We start from the raw sequence: 16234 nt of genomic DNA on the forward strand, positions 1-16234 counted from the left end.
CTCTTCACATGATCCGTGAAGCGCGTAGCATCGAAGTACTAGGTGGGAAGGACCGTGCCGACATGTTTGAGAAATTCACCGATCGAGCACGGCTTGTCGTTGTCTTGGCACAGCAAGAAGCCACTGCTCGAAACGACGACCATTTAGGCACGGAGCATTTCCTGCTCGCTCTGGTGCGAGAACCTGCTGGTATTCCTGCCAAAACTTTTGAGGCCCTGAACATCTCCTACGAAAATGTGCGCGAGCAGGTCAACGCGTTGGCAGGCAACGAGAAGTCCGGAATTACTGGCGAGCTGCCGATCACCAAGCATGTAAAGAAGCTCTTAGAGCTATCGCTGCACGAGGCCAAAGAGCTAGGCCATGACTTGGTCGACACCGAGCATCTCTTATTGGGGCTGCTTCGCGGTAGCGAAGGCATCGCGTCCAAAGCCTTCAAAAGGTTGGGAACCACTCCCAACCGAATTCGCCAGGAACTCATTAGGCTCTGGTCTGGTAATTCTGGTGAATCTCAAACCGGCAGCTAAGCCGGTCCTTCCAGCACTTGGGTGATCGCCACCTCATCATGCCTTGGGCCCAGCGTTCTGTTTGGAGAGTATCGTTAGAAACGGCTAGCAGGTCAATTAGTACGTGGCCAGAGCAACTTGAGTGGAGTTTGTCCGCCACGGATACTGCATATTTTCCTTGCGCCGATGCTGCGACGGACCGAAGCAGCCATTCTTTGGTTCATTTTCCGAAAGGACAAGACTTGAAACTGCCTGTAGCCGAACTACACATCCATTTGGAAGGTTCGTTAGAGCCCGAAACGATTTTTGCCCTTGCCGCCAAAAATCGGATCGCTCTGCCCTACCAGTCGGTGGAGGAGCTGCGGGAGCAGTACGATTTTAACAACCTTCAGTCCTTCCTTGATCTTTTCTACGCGAATATGGCCGTGCTGCGCACCAGCGAAGATTTCCATGAAATCACTCGCGCCTACCTGCAGCGAGCACACGATTCTGGTGTTCGTCACGTTGAACTGTTCTTTGATCCCCAAGCACATTTGGAACGCGGGCTGACACTGTCCGACGTGATTTCCGGAATCAGTGCTGGTCTTGATGAAGCCAAGCAGCGTTGGGGCATGACTCATAAGCTCATTGCCTGTTTCTGGCGACACGCCCCGGCAGCCTCTGCCATGGAAATCCTGCAGCTGATTGTTTCCGAAAAGCATGAGATCGACGGAATCGGACTGGACTCTTCCGAGCTTGGATTCCCTCCTGAGCTCTTTACTGAGGTCTTCGCTTACGCCCGCGAGCACGGCTTGCATCTGGTGGCCCATGCGGGCGAGGAAGGGCCAGCTGACTATATCCGTCAGGCCTTGGACCTGTTGCGGGTTGAGCGCGTTGATCACGGCATCCGTTGCTTGGAGGACCCTGAGCTCGTGACACGCTTGGTCAATGAACAGATGCCGCTGACGGTATGTCCTTTTTCGAATGTGCGATTGCGTGCAGTGGATACCCTGGCAGATCATCCGTTGCCTCAGATGCTCGAAGCTGGGCTGAAGGTTTCCATCCATTCGGATGATCCTGCCTATTTCGGCGGCTATATGGATGCCAACTTTTCGGCCATCACCGAACAATTCTCCTTGACTGCCTCGCAGCTGGCTACGCTGGCCCGGAATTCCTTTGACGGATCTTTCCTCGAAGCGGGAGAAAAAGCGGCTCGCGTAGCCGAGGTTGATGCGTGGCTCGAATTACAGGCGGACGCGGAGCCGCGTTAATTAGAAGTGCCGCGATTCCTTGGGGATGGAATCGCGGCACTGGACTCAACAGGTACTCGTACTTTGGGGGTTACGGCACCTGATACATCGAGTCCCTGGCATCGGTGATTAACATATGCCCGGGGGCGTGTCCGATAGCCAGCACAGGACGGGATTCCATGACAGCGGCTTGTGGGGTCACGCCGCATGCCCAAAAAATTGGAATGGTTCCGTCCGGAATGGTGAGTGCATCTCCGAAGTCTGGTTTGCCCAGATCCGTGATGCCTATTTCTTCGGGATTGCCCACGTGAACCGGGGCTCCGTGTACCGCTGGGTAGCGGGAAGTGATACGCACGGCGTCCGCTACCTGAGAAGCCGGTATTGGACGCATGGAGACGACCATCGGTCCGGAAATACTCCCGGCCGAGGCGCTGCGAATGTTCGTCTTGTACATAGGCACGTTCACACCTTGGTCGATGTGGGCAACGCCTATGCCATTTTCAATCAGGGCCGCTTCGAAGGTGAATGAACACCCCACGATGAAAGTCACCAGATCATCTCGCCAATACTCGCTCAGATCCGTAGGTTCGGCTATTTTCTGGCCGTTTTGGTAGACCGTGTATTTCGGAAGATCGGTGCGAATATCGCCATCGGGCAGTAATTCGTTGCTCGTCTGGCCCGCTTCCAGTACCCCTAGAATCGGGCAAGACTTCGGGTTGCGCTGGGCAAAGAGTAGTACCTCAAAGGCCAGCTCGCGTGGCACGATGATCAGATTCGCTTGGGCATATCCGGCAGCATACCCAGCGGTGGGTACGCTCAGTCCTTGCCGAAAGAGTTTACGGGCTGCTGACGGGGCCATACTGGCACGTTCGTCGCGATGTGGTTCGAGCGGGATCATGAAGTTCTCCTAGATCTCAGACGCGAGCTCAGGCCCACATTTTTGACAGGCCAGTGAGCGACATCCATCCGAGGTAAATGGTCAAGAGCCAAGTCAAGGCGCCAATAATCAACAGCCATGCCGGGTACTTGTAGTCGTTCAGCAAGTCTCGGCGGCGCCAAGCCACCCACAACAGGACCGCAAAGCCAACGGGGAGGATCAATCCGTTGAAGGCGCCGGCGAAGATCAACAAGGTCTGTGGGGCTTGGCCCAGGAATAGGTAGATTGCGGCGCATACGGCGATGAACGCCACAGTGATCAGATTTCGTGTGCGTTCTTTGGTCACCGATTTGGTGACGAAGGAAACCGAGGTGTAGGCGGCTCCGATGACGGAAGTCAACGCGGCGGACCAGAGGATGACGCCGAAGGTGCGTAGTCCAATATCTCCGGCTGCTGCGCCGAAGGCCTCGGCGGCCTTGTTGTCGCTGGTCAAGGCCACGCCACCGGCAACGACGCCGAAGATGGCGAGGAACAACAATACTCGCATGACACCTGTGACGATGATGCTGACAACCGAGATGCGGCTAACGGCCTTGACATGCTCGACGCCCGAAGTGCCGGAGTCAATCATGCGGTGCGCACCGGCATAAGTAATGTAGCCACCGACGGTGCCGCCGATCAGCGTTGTAATGACCAAGAAATCTATGTTTTCCGGCATCACGGTGTTCTTCAGCGCTTCGCCAACCGGCGGGGCAGCAATGATTGCAACGTAGAGCATCAACAGGATCATGATCGCCCCGAGGAGTACCACGATCCGGTCCAGTGCCATGCCGGCTTTCTTCGATAGGAAGATGAGAATGGCGATTGCCGCTGAAATTGCGCCACCTATTTTTGGGTCAACGCCCATCATCGCGTTCATGCCAAGACCGGTGCCGGCAATATTGCCAATGTTGAAGACCATGCCACCGATAAATACCAGCGCTGCAAGGAACCAGCCGACGCCGGGAAGCACCTTGTTGCCCAATTCCTGGGCGCGCATTCCGGAGACTCCGATAACTCGCCAGACGTTCAGCTGAACTGCGATGTCTACCAAGATCGAAACGACGATCGCGAAGGCGAAGGACGCTCCTAGCTTGACCGTAAATTCCGAGGTCTGGGTGATGAACCCCGGCCCGATTGCGCTTGTTGCCATGAGGAACATGGCGCCCATAAGGGCTGTGCGCCGTGCCCTACTGCTGAGCTGCGGCTGAGTCTCTGAATGTGCCATGGTTCCATCCATTACAGGTTGCGGTGACTGCGGTCACAAGTCTTGGTGACTCACAGAAGAATACAGGTTGTTCAACAATCTGCACAAGAGGTTGTTCAACAATCCTCTTCCCGGATTTTCCAGAGACCGCGATTGACCTGCAACTGCGTACCCAAACATTGGCACAAGAATTCTTAAAATACGACACCTCGACCCGCAAAAAAACAACTTCAGGGCTTTTGCGAGCCGAGGTGCCGCGCGAGCATGACTAGCCCTGACGCGCTTTCATCCTTGGATTCTTCTTGTTGATCACAAAGACCCTGCCGCGACGGCGGACCACTTGAGCACCGGGCACCTTCTTCAGTGCTCGGATTGAATTTCTAACCTTCATACGCTTTCACCTCTTCCCCATATATCCGACTCCTCCTGATCTGGCCCAGTTGCACTCGAAGCGCCATGCAGGGCCAGAAGCTGTTCATCGCTTAGTTCGCAGGATTCCAAAAGCGCCCTGACCTCAGCTTCACAATGCTCCGAGCCGGTCAATTCCAGATGAGTGCACGCGACGTCGCTTTCCCATGCCCCGGTTGATTCCATCCAGACCCGTGGCCCCGTACCGGTGAGCGCAACGCGTACTCCGGGGCAGCTTGCCATCCAGAGCGTCCCGCGAACGCACATGCAGGTTGCGACAACCTCCGGCAGCACCTCGCGGAAACGGTCGGCATCAAGTGGTCGCTCGACTCTGATGAGAATTTTTGAATCTGCAATCTCCGAAGCACCCGCACCCTGGGAGAAATGGCCGGGGCGAGACCTACGAAGGGCTTCGTGCTGGTCGTAATCGCCCAGAACAACTTCGCCTGCGCCTGAATTGAGCACCGCATGCGGCGCTAATTCCGCGATCAGCCTCGCCCCATGCTCGTATTGCTCACCGGAAGTTTTTAGATGCTCAGCCGATTCGCCAAGAAGCTCTACGCTCACCCCTTCAACGAGCATCAGGCTATCGGCCAGCGCGAGTTCGCGGATCAGGAACTCCCCTGCGGTTCGCTCATCATTTGGCATGGCGTTGAAGCCTGATTCCCACAGGGTCCGTCGATCCCAAAACTGGTCTTCCGTCGCGGCCGGGTCCAGCGCGAGGACCACGTGGTCGATTGTGACCCCACGCCCCGCAAGGTCGGAACGCACTATGTCCAAGACCTGATCACTATGCCAAGTAGCCGGCAGCAGTTGGATCACCACGGCATCTTCGCGCCCAGGTAGCAGGCGCAACAGCGTCGGGAGAATTTCAAAGCGCACAGCGCAGCCTATGCAGCCGTGCTCGAGTACGGATTCGGCGCGCTCGGTAGCATTATGCTTTCCTTCAACGCGGCGCAGAACGCGATTGCCCTCTAGCAGATCGTGGCCGATGACCAGCGCCTCGGGATATTTCCCAAGCAGTCGACTGACGGCGACATCTCGGCAGTGGACTTCCAAAGATGAGACAAAAATAAGCTTCATAAGGCTCGAGCTTACATGAGAATGATTCTCAATATAAATAACGAATACTTAGTGTTAACCGGCAGCGGGCCGCCAAATCATCAATGATTGATGATTTGACGGCCCGCACCGTGGAAATTTCCTAGTGGAAGAAGTGACGCGCTCCGGTGAAGTACATGGTGATGCCAGCAGCATTCGCCGCGGCGATAACTTCCTCATCACGAACCGAACCACCAGGCTGAACGACAGCCTTCACTCCGGCGTCAAGCAAGATCTGCAGGCCATCGGCGAACGGGAAGAACGCATCCGAGGCGGCAACGGCGCCTTCGGAACGTTGTTCAGAAGCGGAGCCGTCAACGTTTTCCGCGCCCCCGGCGGCATCTGCACCGGATTCAACCTTCACGCCGAGGGTGTTGGCGCGCTCGACCGCAAGCTTGCACGAGTCGACGCGGTTGACCTGGCCCATGCCGATACCCACGGCTGCACCGTCCTTGGCGATAAGAATTGCGTTCGACTTCGCCGCACGCACCGCACGCCAAGCGAAGGCAAGATCTGCCAGCGTCTTCTCGTCGGCAGCTGCGCCGGCTGCAAGGGTCCAGTTCGCCACGTCGTCACCGGCAGCAGTGATCTTGTCACTGGCCTGCACCAGCATGCCGCCGGAAACCTGACGGAACTCGTTTGCGTTGCGCGCGTAGCCCTCTGGCAATGCCAGCAGGCGGATGTTCTTCTTGGCCGAGAGGATCTCTACTGCTTCTGGTTCGAAGTCCGGTGCGATGACCACCTCGGTGAAGATGCCCTTGACCGTGTCGGCCATTGCTTTGGTCACCGTGCGGTTAGCGGCGATGACACCGCCGAAAGCCGACACCGGATCGGTGGCATGCGCCTTGGCATGGGCCTCGGCGATTGGATTGGCCGCCTCCGGGGAAGCGACCGCAACACCACAGGGGTTGGCGTGCTTGATCACTGCCACCGCGGGCTGCTCAAAATCGAAAGCGGCGCGCAGCGCCGCATCGGCATCCACGTAGTTGTTGTAGCTCATCGGCTTACCGTGCAGCTGGTCCGCCTGAGCGATACCGGCTGGGGCCGCTTCATCAACGTACAGGGCTGCCTGCTGGTGCGGGTTTTCACCGTAGCGCAGGGCTTCGGCACGCTGCAGGGCTACGCCTGCGTAGGCTGGCCAGTCGATAACACCGTCGCCGTCCTCGTCAAGGAACTGGCTGGCGGTCCAAGAAGCCACTGCGGTGTCGTATGCCGCGGTATGGGCGTAGGCCTTCGCTGCCAGACGCTGACGGGTCTTCAGATCGAAGCCGCCCTCTGCGGCGGCCTCGACGACCTTGGAGTAGAAGGTTGGGTCCACCACGATGGACACGGCTGCGTGGTTCTTCGCGGCCGAGCGGACCATGGCAGGTCCTCCGATATCGATCTGCTCGACAACCTCATCCTGGCTGGCTCCCGAGGCTACGGTCTGGACGAATGGGTAAAGGTTCACCACGACTAGATCGATCTGCTCGATATCCATGGCGGACAGGGTGTCCATATGTTCGCCCACGCGACGGTCGGCGAGGATGCCGCCGTGGATGCGCGGGTGCAGGGTTTTCACACGGCCATCGAGCATTTCCGGGGAGCCGGTTACCTGCTCTACCTCGGTGACTGGAATCCCTGCTGCCGCGATCTTCTTGGCGGTGGAACCGGTGGAGACCAACTGCACGCCAGCTTGGTGCAGTCCGGCGGCCAGTTCCTCCAGGCCAGTCTTGTCGTATACGGAAATCAAGGCGCGGCGGATGGCCACACGATCCAAGACGGTCTTACTCACGAAAATGCTCTCCCGGCGGTGAGATGAAAAGGGGCGGGCAACCAATGGTCGCCTTTCCTATTCTAGCGCCGGAAGCAGGCGATTCTTCAGTTCATGTCAGCGCTACTGAACTGGTTGCTCCAGCTGCGGGAAATGCTCGACGAGCTGCTGCGGTGTCAGGCAGAGTTCGAGCAGTTTTTCTGCATGATCGTCGTCGGCAACATAGGCGACCAAGTCGACTTTTGTCCGTTCGTTCAGCTCCTCACGCAATGACTGAGCGACGGCAACGAGGGTGTGATAATAACGCTTAATTGTGCTCTCCCACCCTTCGCGGGTAGCTAGATCCGTCATCGCATCTGACCAGATTTGCGCGGCCGGGTCTTGGCATAGATCGATTGCGGACCAATGCCAATCGCTCGGTTCCCACTTATCTGAGTAGAAACTGTCGCCATCGTCTTCTTCGAGATCTGCCTCGATGGCGCTCAGGACGGCATCGAGATCTTCGCTGTCCTCGTCCGCGTCGGTCTCATCCGCGGAGTCTTGCAACTCATCCTCGGATTCGGTGACATGCTCAACGCTGAGCTGCCCCTGAACCTCAGCGTCCGAACGATCCTCGTAGTTGTCGTCCTCGTCGAGATCTTCGCCGCGTTCCACCAGTAAGTCCCGAGATTCGCTTTGGCGATCGCGTTCGAGCGCTTCAACAGAATTTAATGCCAGCAGCGGCATAGCGATGTTCTCGCTCTCCGAGGTGCTGACCCCATGCAGGGCAATGGCATAGAAGTTCTGTTCCGGGTGTTCGGCAATCACTTCCGCCGCGTGTCGAAGGGCAGCCACCCGTATCGCCTCTTCGAGAGCGGTCCAATCTACTCCCATGACCAGAGAATACTCCCTTCTGGCCACGCGCAACAGGCCTTGACGAAGCGGTGCAAAAGGCGTAATGAGGTGCGCTGAAGCTACAGGTTTCGGTATGCTTCGACGCGAAGCGTGCCGCACTTTATGTGGCCAATCCAAGGAAAGGCCAACGACAGTGTCAACTGCCATACTCCCCTCCGGCACGCACATTGTGCAGGAGCTGCCCTTCAAATGGAAGGTGCAAGGCACCATCTTCATCATTGGCGGGCTGGGCTTCATGTTTGATGCCTGGGACGTGACCCTGAACGGTGCGCTCATCCCGTTGGTGGCCGCCGAATGGGGCCTGGACCGCCCCACAGCCGCGTTGCTTGGAACCTCTAACCTGGTGGGCATGGCGCTTGGCGCCTTCCTCTGGGGTGGGATCGCGGACAAATACGGTCGCAAAAATGCCTTCTCACTTACCTTGCTGATGTTTTCGATATTCACCGTGCTTGGCGCGCTCTCCCCTAACTTTGGTTTCTTTGTTGTCTTCCGCTTCCTTGCAGGAGTAGGTCTGGGAGGCTGCATTCCGGTGGACTACGCCCTGGTTGGCGAATTCACCCCGGCAAAACTGCGCGGACGGGTGCTCACGGCAATGGATGGCTGGTGGCCCATCGGCGCGGCGCTGTCCTTCTTCGTTTCCGGGTGGGTTATGGCCACTGCCGAGAACTGGCGCTTGATTCTCGCGGTGATGATCCTTCCGGCCTTCATGGTGTTTCTGGTGCGTTTGAAGATGCCCGAATCCCCGCTGTTCCTGGCGGCCAAGGGACGCGAGGTCGAAGCCCGACAAGTCATCGATGAATTGGTGCAGCGCACCGGTGCCGCACCTCGGGACTACGTCATCGAGGCGGCCCCATCTGGCAAGGGACCACGCTGGTGGGAGCAAGTCGTGGAGCTGTGGCGCTACTCGGCCAAGCTGACGGCAACCAGCTGGCTGTTGTTCGTCACCGTCTTGCTCGTCTACTACCTGGCACTGACTTGGCTTCCCACCATTTTGACCGAAGCCGGCATGGCGCAGTCCGCCTCGTTTTTCGCCACCGCGGTGATGGCCCTGATGGGTCTGGTCGGTGTGCTGATCGCCGCCTTGCTCGTAGAGCGAGTGGGCCGCAAATGGCTGCTCGGCATCTCCGCACCACTGGCGGGGATCGTGCTGATCGTGGTCGCAGTCAGCCTGGATGCACCGGCCACCGCGGTGGCCTGGATTCTGGTGTTCGGCGTTGTGGTCCAGGTGGCGATTCCGGTGTTGTATGCCTACGTCTCCGAGCTGTACCCGACCGAACTGCGCGCCAGTGGCTTCGGCTGGGCCTCAACCATGTCCCGCTTTGCCGCGGGTTTTGGTCCGTTGCTCTTCGCCGCGCTATGGCCGATCGTCGGACTTCCCTGGCTCTTCGCCGGGGCTACCTTCTTGGTGATCCTCGCGGTGTTGTTCATGGCCCGCTTCGCCCCGGAGACCCGCGGGCGCGACCTCCACTAGGAACCGCGCAAGCTAAAGGGAGCATGAATACTTCGTGGTGGACGAGGCGACTTTTTCCTCGCTTACCGAGGTATTGTGAGCTCATGCCTAGGCTCGGAACTGTGCGGCCACTCGGCGTCACGCACCGGGTAGCATTCCCGCTGATTTTCGCGGGCGCCCTGGCGGGAACGCTGGCCTCCTGCAGCGCGGCCACCTGGCCGGATTCGGCCTGCATGCCGCCGGAATTTTCGCTGTCCCACGGGACCGCGCAGCGCGGAGAACCGGTGCAATTTTCGGCACCAGATGCGGATTGCGACCCTCGTTACGGACCCCAAGCCCAGGTGGAAATCAGCATCACCGATGTGCAAGGCAACGAAGTCATCCACACCACCGAATCCATGGGCGATGCCGGGAAGTTCAGCTACACCTTCGAAGTGCCGCAGGACATGGAACTTGGCAAGGCGGCTATCAGCGCCTTTCCGCACGCGGTGGACTGGTGCGATGACACCGGGGTGAACAACCGGATTTACGGCGGGCTGGCTATCGCTCGCGCTTCGTGCAGCATCCCTGTGAAAACCTTAGAGATCATCCGCTAGGCCGGCAAGGAATGCCGCCCCGTGCACCGGGCTTCGGGCCAAGAAGCGAAGGTCCTCGAAACCTTCGGCGGCTAGTGCCGCGCGGAGGCGCTCTTGATAAATGGGCTGGTGCTCGATTACCCCACCGCCGAGCACTATGGGAGCGGAGATTCCCAGCTGGCCGGCGACAACGCACACCTTGGAGACCACAAAGGTGATCGCCTGCTGAAGAATTTCTTCGGCCGCAGCATCCCCCGCCGCAATAGCTTGGAAAACTAGCGGTGCGCACCGAGCCCAGTATTCACGCGAACTTCGCTTGTGGAAGAGCCCAATGAGCTCTTCGGGATTCGCGCACTCGACATGCTCCAGCAACGACGAGGTCAGAGCCGACTCGCGCCGACCTCGGTTGAACTCATCCAGGGCGTGGCGCACCGCCTCTCGGCCAAACCAGTAGCCCGCTGCTTCGTCTCCCAGCAGGTAACCCCATCCCCCGTACCGTGCGGTCTGCCCGGCGGAATTCAGACCCCAAATCGCTGACCCGGTTCCCAGAATGACCGCGATCCCCAGGTCCGATTGCCCGGCGGCCAGGATCAGCCGGGTATCGTGCACCACCCGGACCTCCGCATCCGGAACAAACGGTTCGATGAGCTTGCGCAGCGCCAGGCTATCGGCGTCGGTGTCGATCCCTCCGGCACCTGCAATCACCAAATCAACCTGCGGTTCGCCGAGTTCCGCGAACGCTTCGCGTAGCGCCTGCCGGGCTTCATCCAGGCTGACGTTTTGCACGTTGGCGCTGCCGGTGCGAACCTCTGCAACGATCTGGTCGTCCAGGTAGCGCACCGCGTGCGTTTTTGTTCCACCGATATCGAGCGCGATCAGTCGAAGCGGTACTGATTCACTTGCGTGCGTCGATTCCATGGTGACCTTTGTCTGCCGTCTCTTCGGGCTCTTACCCGGCTTTAGCTTTTCATCGCGCTTGCCCAATGGCCGAGCAAGCAGCCAAACCACCTGCACAGAACGCGATCTTGCAGAACCGTCCACGTGAGAGCGCGGTGGAGAGCTCAACCATTCCGCTTATTGGATAGTCTAAAAGCAAGCTTACTGTTCTCAAGGAACCCTTGTTCCGAGAAAGGCATTCATGCATGATGACATCTCGCTGACCACCGGACGCGTCAAACGCGTCCTCAATGAACGAATCCTTCCCTCGGTGTATTCGGATTCTGTCCCGCTGGAGGTGTCGTGGCATGAGCTGCCAGGTGAACCGATCCCCGCCGTGGAAGGTATTGCCCTTGACTACACGCCGACCCAGGTCGGCGGCGCGTGGGGTGCCGCTTGGGGTACCACCTGGTTCAGGCTTCGCGGACAGATCCCAGAAAGTTGGGCCGGACGCCGCGTGGAGGCGGTCATTGATCTAGGCTTCGATGCCAACATGACCGGGTTCCAGTGCGAAGGGCTGATTTACCGTCCCGACGGGATTACCATCAAGGCGCTGAACCCGCGCAATCAATGGGTTCCGGTCAGCGAGTCAGCCGAAGGCGGTGAACAACTCGAGCTCTTCTTGGAGGCAGCTTCCAATCCGGTGCTCCTGGATTATCACCCGTTCTTGCCCACCGAGCAGGGAGATATCCTTACTTCGTCCCCGCGCAAGCTCTACACCACTCGCCGCATGGATTTAGCGGTCTTCGAACCGGTCGTCCATGATCTGGTCCTCGACCTTGAAGTGCTGCTGGATCTGCAAGCCGAGCTGCCCGACGGTCCACGGCGCATGCAGATTCTGCAGGCGCTGGATAACTCAATGGACGTGCTGGACCTGCAGCGCATCGTTGACACCGCGCAGGCCGCACGCGACCGTCTTTCCCAGGTGCTCGCCGCCCCGGCGGAACACAGCGCCCATCAGATTTCGGCGATCGGCCACTCGCATATCGACTCCGCCTGGTTGTGGCCACTGCGCGAAACCATCCGTAAGGTCTCACGCACCTGTTCCTCCATGGTGGAACTGCTGGATTACGATGATGAGTTCCTCTACGGAATGTCCAGCGCTCAACAATACGCCTGGCTGAAGGAACACCGCCCCGAAGTGTGGGACCGTGTGAAAAAGGCGGTGGCCGACGGCCGTTTCCTCCCCCTAGGGGGCATGTGGGTCGAATCGGACACGGTGATGCCTTCCGGGGAGTCGCTGGTCCGTCAATTCCTCTATGGACAGAAGTTCTTCCGCGACGAATTCGGGATCACCTCGGCCGGAGTGTGGCTTCCGGATTCCTTCGGCTACTCCCCCGCGCTGCCGCAGCTGATGCGCCGGGCAGGCTTTGAATGGTTCTTCACCCAAAAGATCTCCTGGAACCAGCAGAATAAATTCCCGCACCACTCATTCTTGTGGGAGGGAATCGACGGATCGCGAATATTCAGCCACTTCCCCTCCATGGATACCTACAACTCGCAGCTTTCCGGCGAGGAAGTCGCCAAGGCTTCCCGACAATTCCGCGAGTCACGGCTGACCAACAATTCGATCGCCCCGGTGGGCTGGGGCGACGGTGGCGGCGGAACCACGCGCGAGATGACCGGCAAGGCACGCCGCCTGGCAAACCTTGAAGGCAGCGCCACGGTGAAGTGGGAACATCCCAACGACTTCTTCGACCGCGCCCAGCAGGAGTTGCCAAGCCCGCCGGTCTGGGTGGGCGAACTCTATCTTGAGCTTCACCGCGCCACGCTCACCAGCCAGCACCAGACCAAACAGGGGAACCGGCGCACCGAGCAGCTGCTGGTAGAAGCCGAACTATGGGCGGCCACCGCCGCCATCTATGCCGGCGCCGAATACCCCTACGAGCGGATCGACGCGCTATGGCAGACGGTATTGCTGCACCAGTTCCACGACATCCTTCCGGGTACCTCGATCGCCTGGGTGCACCGCGAGGTGGTGGCCCGGTACGGGCAGGTCATCGAGGAAGCAGAAGCGCTCATTGGCGCAGCGCAGCAAACGCTCGCCGGAACGGGCACGACGTCGCTGACCTTCAACGGCGCAGCCTTTGCCCGTGCGGGCATACCCTTCGGGGCCGCCGGCGAAATTTGCGCAGCCGAACACGAGGCGGTGCAGATCGCCGAGCATGAGGGCGGATACCTGCTGGAGAACGCTCTGGTGCGGATTTTCGTCACCGCCGAGGGTCTGGTGAGCTCCGCAATCGATGTGGCTACCGGCCGGGAAACCATCGCTCCGGGGCAGGTGGCGAACCTATTGCAGCTGCATCAGGACTTCCCGAATATGTGGGATGCCTGGGACGTGGACAAGTACTACCGCAATCAGGTCACCGACCTGCGCGCGGTGGACTCGATGGAGCTTTCCCGTGAAGCGGATGGAAGCGTGACGCTGGAAATTCTGCGCAGCTTCTCGAATTCCAAGATCGAACAACAGCTCGTTCTAGCTCCTGGCTCCCGGACCCTGCAGATCAAGCAGAGCACCGACTGGCATGAGGCGGAGAAGTTCCTCAAGGTCTCCTTCCCGCTGGATATTCGTGCGGAGCATACGATCGCTGAGACGCAGTTCGGCTACCACCAACGAGTCACCCACGTGAACACCAGTTGGGAGGCTGCAAAGTTTGAAACCTCCATGCACCGCTTCGTGCTCGCGCAGGAGCCCGGCTTCGGTGCGGCACTGATCAACGATTCCATCTATGGCTTCGATGTCACCCGCGACTCCACCGAGGCCGGCATCTCCACCACCTTGCGCTTGTCGCTCTTGCGCGCTCCGCGGTTCCCGGACCCGGAAACCGACCAGGGGCGCCAGACCCACCGCTACGGTTTGGTCATCGGTGCGGATATCGCCTCGGCGACCGAGGCCGGAGCCTTGCTGAACAGCGCCGAGCGGGTCATCCAGGGTGCCACGCCGGTGGCTCCGCTGGTCACCCTCGACGGCGAAGGACTGGTGGTTTCCAGCGTGAAGCTTGCCTCCGATCGCTCCGGCGACCTGGTAGTTCGGGTCTACGAGTCGCTGGGACGGCGAGCGCGCGGCAGCTTGAAAATCAACGCAAAAATCGCGGCGGCGAGTACCGTGAGCCTGCTGGAAGATGCGCTCCCCGAGGACGGCCCCGAGGTGGCAGACGCTGAGGTGCGCCTTGCCTTGGGCGCCTTCGAGGTGCGCACGGTTCGCTTCGGCTTGGCCAGCTAGCCGGCTGCAGGCAAGGGGCCCCTGGTCCACGCGCTGTCTCGCGTGGACCAGGTACCCCTTGACGCTCCGTGAGTCGACCGCAGTATCCGGCGCCGCTACTGGATCATCGTCCCGTCGGGTGCGACCGCGTACCAGACTTCGTTGACCCCTTGGCCGGCAACATCACCCGCTTTGCTGTCACTGATGAAGGTGTACAGCGGCATTCCGTTGAGCGTCAGATGCATTTCGCCCTCGGGACTGGTGATAGTTCCAACTTCGCCGGTGACTCCCTCCAGGGTCGGGGTGTCGCTGGTGGTTGTGGCGATCGGCCAATTGGCCAGGCACTCGCCGGTGCAGGCGCTGGTCGTGGTGCCGGCCGTGTCGTTGGTGAAGTAGTACAGGGTCATGCCGTTCGCGTCCACCACGACATCACCCAAACTCGTGAAAGCAACACCCAAGTCAACGCCCGCAGCGGTGTCCATCGGCGCTTCGGAGGTGCTCTTCGGCCCGCCGTACATGCCGCCACCGCTGTCGTCGCCGCTGCCCGCGCCGCCACCGCAACCGGCAAGCAGCAAGGCCGCGCCAAATAACACCGCGGCGGGAGCAGCAAATTTCCTGCGGCTGATCGTATTCATGATGCATTCCTTTCATCGGACGGGCTGAGCGGTCTGGCCCCGGCCAAGACCGAATCCACGCGAGGCCATTGAGCAGAGTTGCCCGCAAACTGCCCTCAATGTCTAAGACGCAGAGAAATGTGTTCTGGTTCATGTTTTTGCAATTTTTTCTGCGCATACTTGGAATGTGAATGAACCATTTTCCGTACCGGCGCGTCTTAGTGGGTGAAGCTTTGCCCTCACGACGACCGACTGGAGCGAAGGTGCCATTAGACGCACAGGTAGTCTCCGACATCTACCGCGAGCATGGAGAGGCGCTGCGGCGCTTTGCCTTGCGTGTCGCGGACAATCGGGACGAGGCCGAAGATGTGGTGCAGGAGACCGTGCTAAAAGTTTGGAAGGCTGCGCCGGTATTGACCGGCTCGCTGCGCAGTTATCTGTTTGCGACGGCGCGCAATGTGATTATCGATCGGCACCGCCGGGCGGCTGCCCGAATTTCGGCTCAGCCCTTGGGCGAAACCGATCCGGAGGCCGGCGACACCTCGCGAGAAATATCCGAGGCCTTGGACCGGATACTGATGGAGGAAGCGCTCATGCGCTTGAGCTTCGAACACCGCAAGGTAGTTTTGCATCTGCATTATTTCGGTTCCACGGTGGCGCAGGCAGCACAGGATCTAGGCATCCCGGAGGGTACGGTGAAATCGCGGGCCTACTACGCGATGCGTTCCCTGCGCGGGATCTTGGAGGAGATGGGGGTTGGGCAGTGAACGAGCACATTGATCTTGGAGCGCATGTGCTCGGCGGGCTGAGCCCTGATGAGCAGGCTGCCTTCGAACTGCACCTGTCCGGATGCTTGGAATGCCGGCAGGAATTGGCTGTCTTCGCTCCCGTGGCCGGGCGTTTAGGTTCGGTGGACGCGGGCACTGCGCGGACCTTGCTGGAGCCGCGCCCCACAGAACCAGAGGTGACTGCCGAGGTTGATTTGCTGGACTCCTTGCGTGCCCGGCGGCGCTCGCGGCGCCTGATTCAGCGGTCGGCGCTCGCGGTCGCTGTCGCAGCTTCGGTGGCCGCCGGGGTCTTCCTGGCCCCGGTAGTGCGCCCAGCCCCGGCGCCGGATGCCAGCTATGAGGTTGTTGGCCTCACCGGGCAACAGGTCGGTCTGGGGCTGAATGCAAAGGCCTGGGGCACCGAACTCCGATTCGAAGGTAGCGGACTTCCCACTCAGGGCACGCTGTCGCTCTGGGTGGTCGATTCCACCGGCGCGGTGGACCAGGCTGGCGCTTGGAGCGCCACGAAAACGGGCAAGACCCAGATGACCGGTGCCGTCCCCGTGCAGCTGGACGAGATTTCCTCGATTCAGTTGCGCGACGTCGATTCGAAAGTTCTCGCCGAGCTGCAATTGCCTGCGCATCCCGCGCCGCAGTCAAGCTAGCTGCTGGCGGTCCA

15 protein-coding genes are annotated in these 16234 nt (G+C 59.7%); 7 read left to right on the plus strand and 8 right to left on the minus strand.

Going from position 1 to position 16234, the window contains the following annotated elements; genetic code table 11:
* Positions 1-62: 62 nt before the first annotated feature.
* Positions 63-524 carry a Clp protease N-terminal domain-containing protein gene (locus tag CIK76_RS18130; protein ID WP_176484306.1) on the plus strand — a complete coding sequence of 154 codons (462 nt, stop codon included), beginning with the start codon at positions 63-65 and terminating at the stop codon, positions 522-524.
* A 38-nt stretch (positions 525-562) separates the two neighbouring features.
* A complete protein-coding gene (locus CIK76_RS18135; RefSeq protein WP_176484307.1) occupies positions 563-1753 on the plus strand; it encodes an adenosine deaminase in 1191 nt (396 codons plus the stop codon).
* 70 nt (positions 1754-1823) lie between these two features.
* On the opposite strand, the gene CIK76_RS18140 is transcribed toward CIK76_RS18135, so the two are convergent.
* The 6 genes from CIK76_RS18140 to CIK76_RS18165 all read right to left on the minus strand — a co-directional run bounded on the left by CIK76_RS18140 (position 1824) and on the right by CIK76_RS18165 (position 7990).
* The gene (locus CIK76_RS18140; RefSeq protein ID WP_217990442.1) at positions 1824-2630 is read right to left on the minus strand and encodes a putative hydro-lyase; all 807 of its coding nucleotides are present in this window, start codon (positions 2628-2630) and stop codon (positions 1824-1826) included.
* Between the two features lie 28 nt (positions 2631-2658).
* Positions 2659-3876 carry an NRAMP family divalent metal transporter gene (locus tag CIK76_RS18145; protein ID WP_096289082.1) on the minus strand — a complete coding sequence of 406 codons (1218 nt, stop codon included), beginning with the start codon at positions 3874-3876 and terminating at the stop codon, positions 2659-2661.
* 247 nt (positions 3877-4123) lie between these two features.
* Positions 4124-4246 (minus strand): type B 50S ribosomal protein L36, encoded by a 123-nt coding sequence (gene ykgO / locus CIK76_RS18150; protein ID WP_096289084.1) that lies wholly within the window; start codon positions 4244-4246, stop codon positions 4124-4126.
* Positions 4243-5346 (minus strand): GTP-binding protein, encoded by a 1104-nt coding sequence (locus CIK76_RS18155; RefSeq protein WP_096289086.1) that lies wholly within the window; start codon positions 5344-5346, stop codon positions 4243-4245. Before CIK76_RS18155 ends, ykgO begins: the two co-directional genes overlap by 4 nt.
* Positions 5347-5467: 121 nt before the next feature.
* Positions 5468-7138, minus strand: coding sequence for a bifunctional phosphoribosylaminoimidazolecarboxamide formyltransferase/IMP cyclohydrolase (purH, locus tag CIK76_RS18160; RefSeq protein WP_096289259.1), 1671 nt, complete (start codon positions 7136-7138; stop codon positions 5468-5470).
* A 102-nt stretch (positions 7139-7240) separates the two neighbouring features.
* Complete coding sequence (locus CIK76_RS18165; protein WP_176484308.1) at positions 7241-7990, minus strand: DUF4303 domain-containing protein; 750 nt, start codon at positions 7988-7990, stop codon at positions 7241-7243.
* Between the two features lie 154 nt (positions 7991-8144).
* Between CIK76_RS18165 and CIK76_RS18170 the strand changes: the two genes are divergently transcribed.
* Entirely contained in the window at positions 8145-9482 is a 1338-nt protein-coding gene (locus CIK76_RS18170; RefSeq protein WP_255248537.1) for an MFS transporter, read from the plus strand.
* 83 nt (positions 9483-9565) lie between these two features.
* A complete protein-coding gene (locus tag CIK76_RS19950; protein ID WP_255248538.1) occupies positions 9566-10057 on the plus strand; it encodes a hypothetical protein in 492 nt (163 codons plus the stop codon).
* Here CIK76_RS19950 and CIK76_RS18180 read toward each other — a convergent pair.
* Entirely contained in the window at positions 10040-10954 is a 915-nt protein-coding gene (locus CIK76_RS18180; protein WP_096289265.1) for a BadF/BadG/BcrA/BcrD ATPase family protein, read from the minus strand. The two genes, CIK76_RS19950 and CIK76_RS18180, sit on opposite strands and share 18 nt — an antisense overlap.
* Positions 10955-11174: 220 nt before the next feature.
* On the opposite strand from CIK76_RS18180, the gene CIK76_RS18185 reads away from it, so the two are divergent.
* The gene (locus tag CIK76_RS18185; RefSeq protein WP_096289090.1) at positions 11175-14195 is read left to right on the plus strand and encodes a glycoside hydrolase family 38 C-terminal domain-containing protein; all 3021 of its coding nucleotides are present in this window, start codon (positions 11175-11177) and stop codon (positions 14193-14195) included.
* Between the two features lie 95 nt (positions 14196-14290).
* On the opposite strand, the gene CIK76_RS18190 is transcribed toward CIK76_RS18185, so the two are convergent.
* Positions 14291-14809, minus strand: coding sequence for a hypothetical protein (locus CIK76_RS18190; RefSeq protein WP_096289092.1), 519 nt, complete (start codon positions 14807-14809; stop codon positions 14291-14293).
* Between the two features lie 242 nt (positions 14810-15051).
* On the opposite strand from CIK76_RS18190, the gene CIK76_RS18195 reads away from it, so the two are divergent.
* Complete coding sequence (locus CIK76_RS18195) at positions 15052-15555, plus strand: sigma-70 family RNA polymerase sigma factor (RefSeq protein WP_096289094.1); 504 nt, start codon at positions 15052-15054, stop codon at positions 15553-15555.
* Positions 15552-16220 carry a zf-HC2 domain-containing protein gene (locus CIK76_RS19515; RefSeq protein WP_176484309.1) on the plus strand — a complete coding sequence of 223 codons (669 nt, stop codon included), beginning with the start codon at positions 15552-15554 and terminating at the stop codon, positions 16218-16220. The genes CIK76_RS18195 and CIK76_RS19515 overlap by 4 nt, the downstream gene beginning before the upstream one ends.
* The last annotated feature ends 14 nt before the right edge of the window (positions 16221-16234 follow it).

Origin of the sequence: Glutamicibacter sp. BW80 (assembly GCF_002332385.1) — a bacterium.
GTDB lineage: Bacteria > Actinomycetota > Actinomycetes > Actinomycetales > Micrococcaceae > Glutamicibacter.

What these genes read in the sequence shown, in the direction of transcription:
- CIK76_RS18130 (WP_176484306.1), top strand. Translation starts at nt 63, where the DNA reads ATGTTTGAGAAATTCACCGATCGAGCACGGCTTGTCGTTGTCTTGGCA.
- CIK76_RS18135 (WP_176484307.1), top strand. Translation starts at nt 563, where the DNA reads ATGCCTTGGGCCCAGCGTTCTGTTTGGAGAGTATCGTTAGAAACGGCT.
- CIK76_RS18140 (WP_217990442.1), bottom strand. Translation starts at nt 2,630, where the DNA reads ATGATCCCGCTCGAACCACATCGCGACGAACGTGCCAGTATGGCCCCG.
- CIK76_RS18145 (WP_096289082.1), bottom strand. Translation starts at nt 3,876, where the DNA reads ATGGCACATTCAGAGACTCAGCCGCAGCTCAGCAGTAGGGCACGGCGC.
- ykgO (WP_096289084.1), bottom strand. Translation starts at nt 4,246, where the DNA reads ATGAAGGTTAGAAATTCAATCCGAGCACTGAAGAAGGTGCCCGGTGCT.
- CIK76_RS18155 (WP_096289086.1), bottom strand. Translation starts at nt 5,346, where the DNA reads ATGAAGCTTATTTTTGTCTCATCTTTGGAAGTCCACTGCCGAGATGTC.
- CIK76_RS18165 (WP_176484308.1), bottom strand. Translation starts at nt 7,990, where the DNA reads ATGGGAGTAGATTGGACCGCTCTCGAAGAGGCGATACGGGTGGCTGCC.
- CIK76_RS19950 (WP_255248538.1), top strand. Translation starts at nt 9,566, where the DNA reads ATGCCTAGGCTCGGAACTGTGCGGCCACTCGGCGTCACGCACCGGGTA.
- CIK76_RS18180 (WP_096289265.1), bottom strand. Translation starts at nt 10,954, where the DNA reads ATGGAATCGACGCACGCAAGTGAATCAGTACCGCTTCGACTGATCGCG.
- CIK76_RS18185 (WP_096289090.1), top strand. Translation starts at nt 11,175, where the DNA reads ATGCATGATGACATCTCGCTGACCACCGGACGCGTCAAACGCGTCCTC.
- CIK76_RS18190 (WP_096289092.1), bottom strand. Translation starts at nt 14,809, where the DNA reads ATGAATACGATCAGCCGCAGGAAATTTGCTGCTCCCGCCGCGGTGTTA.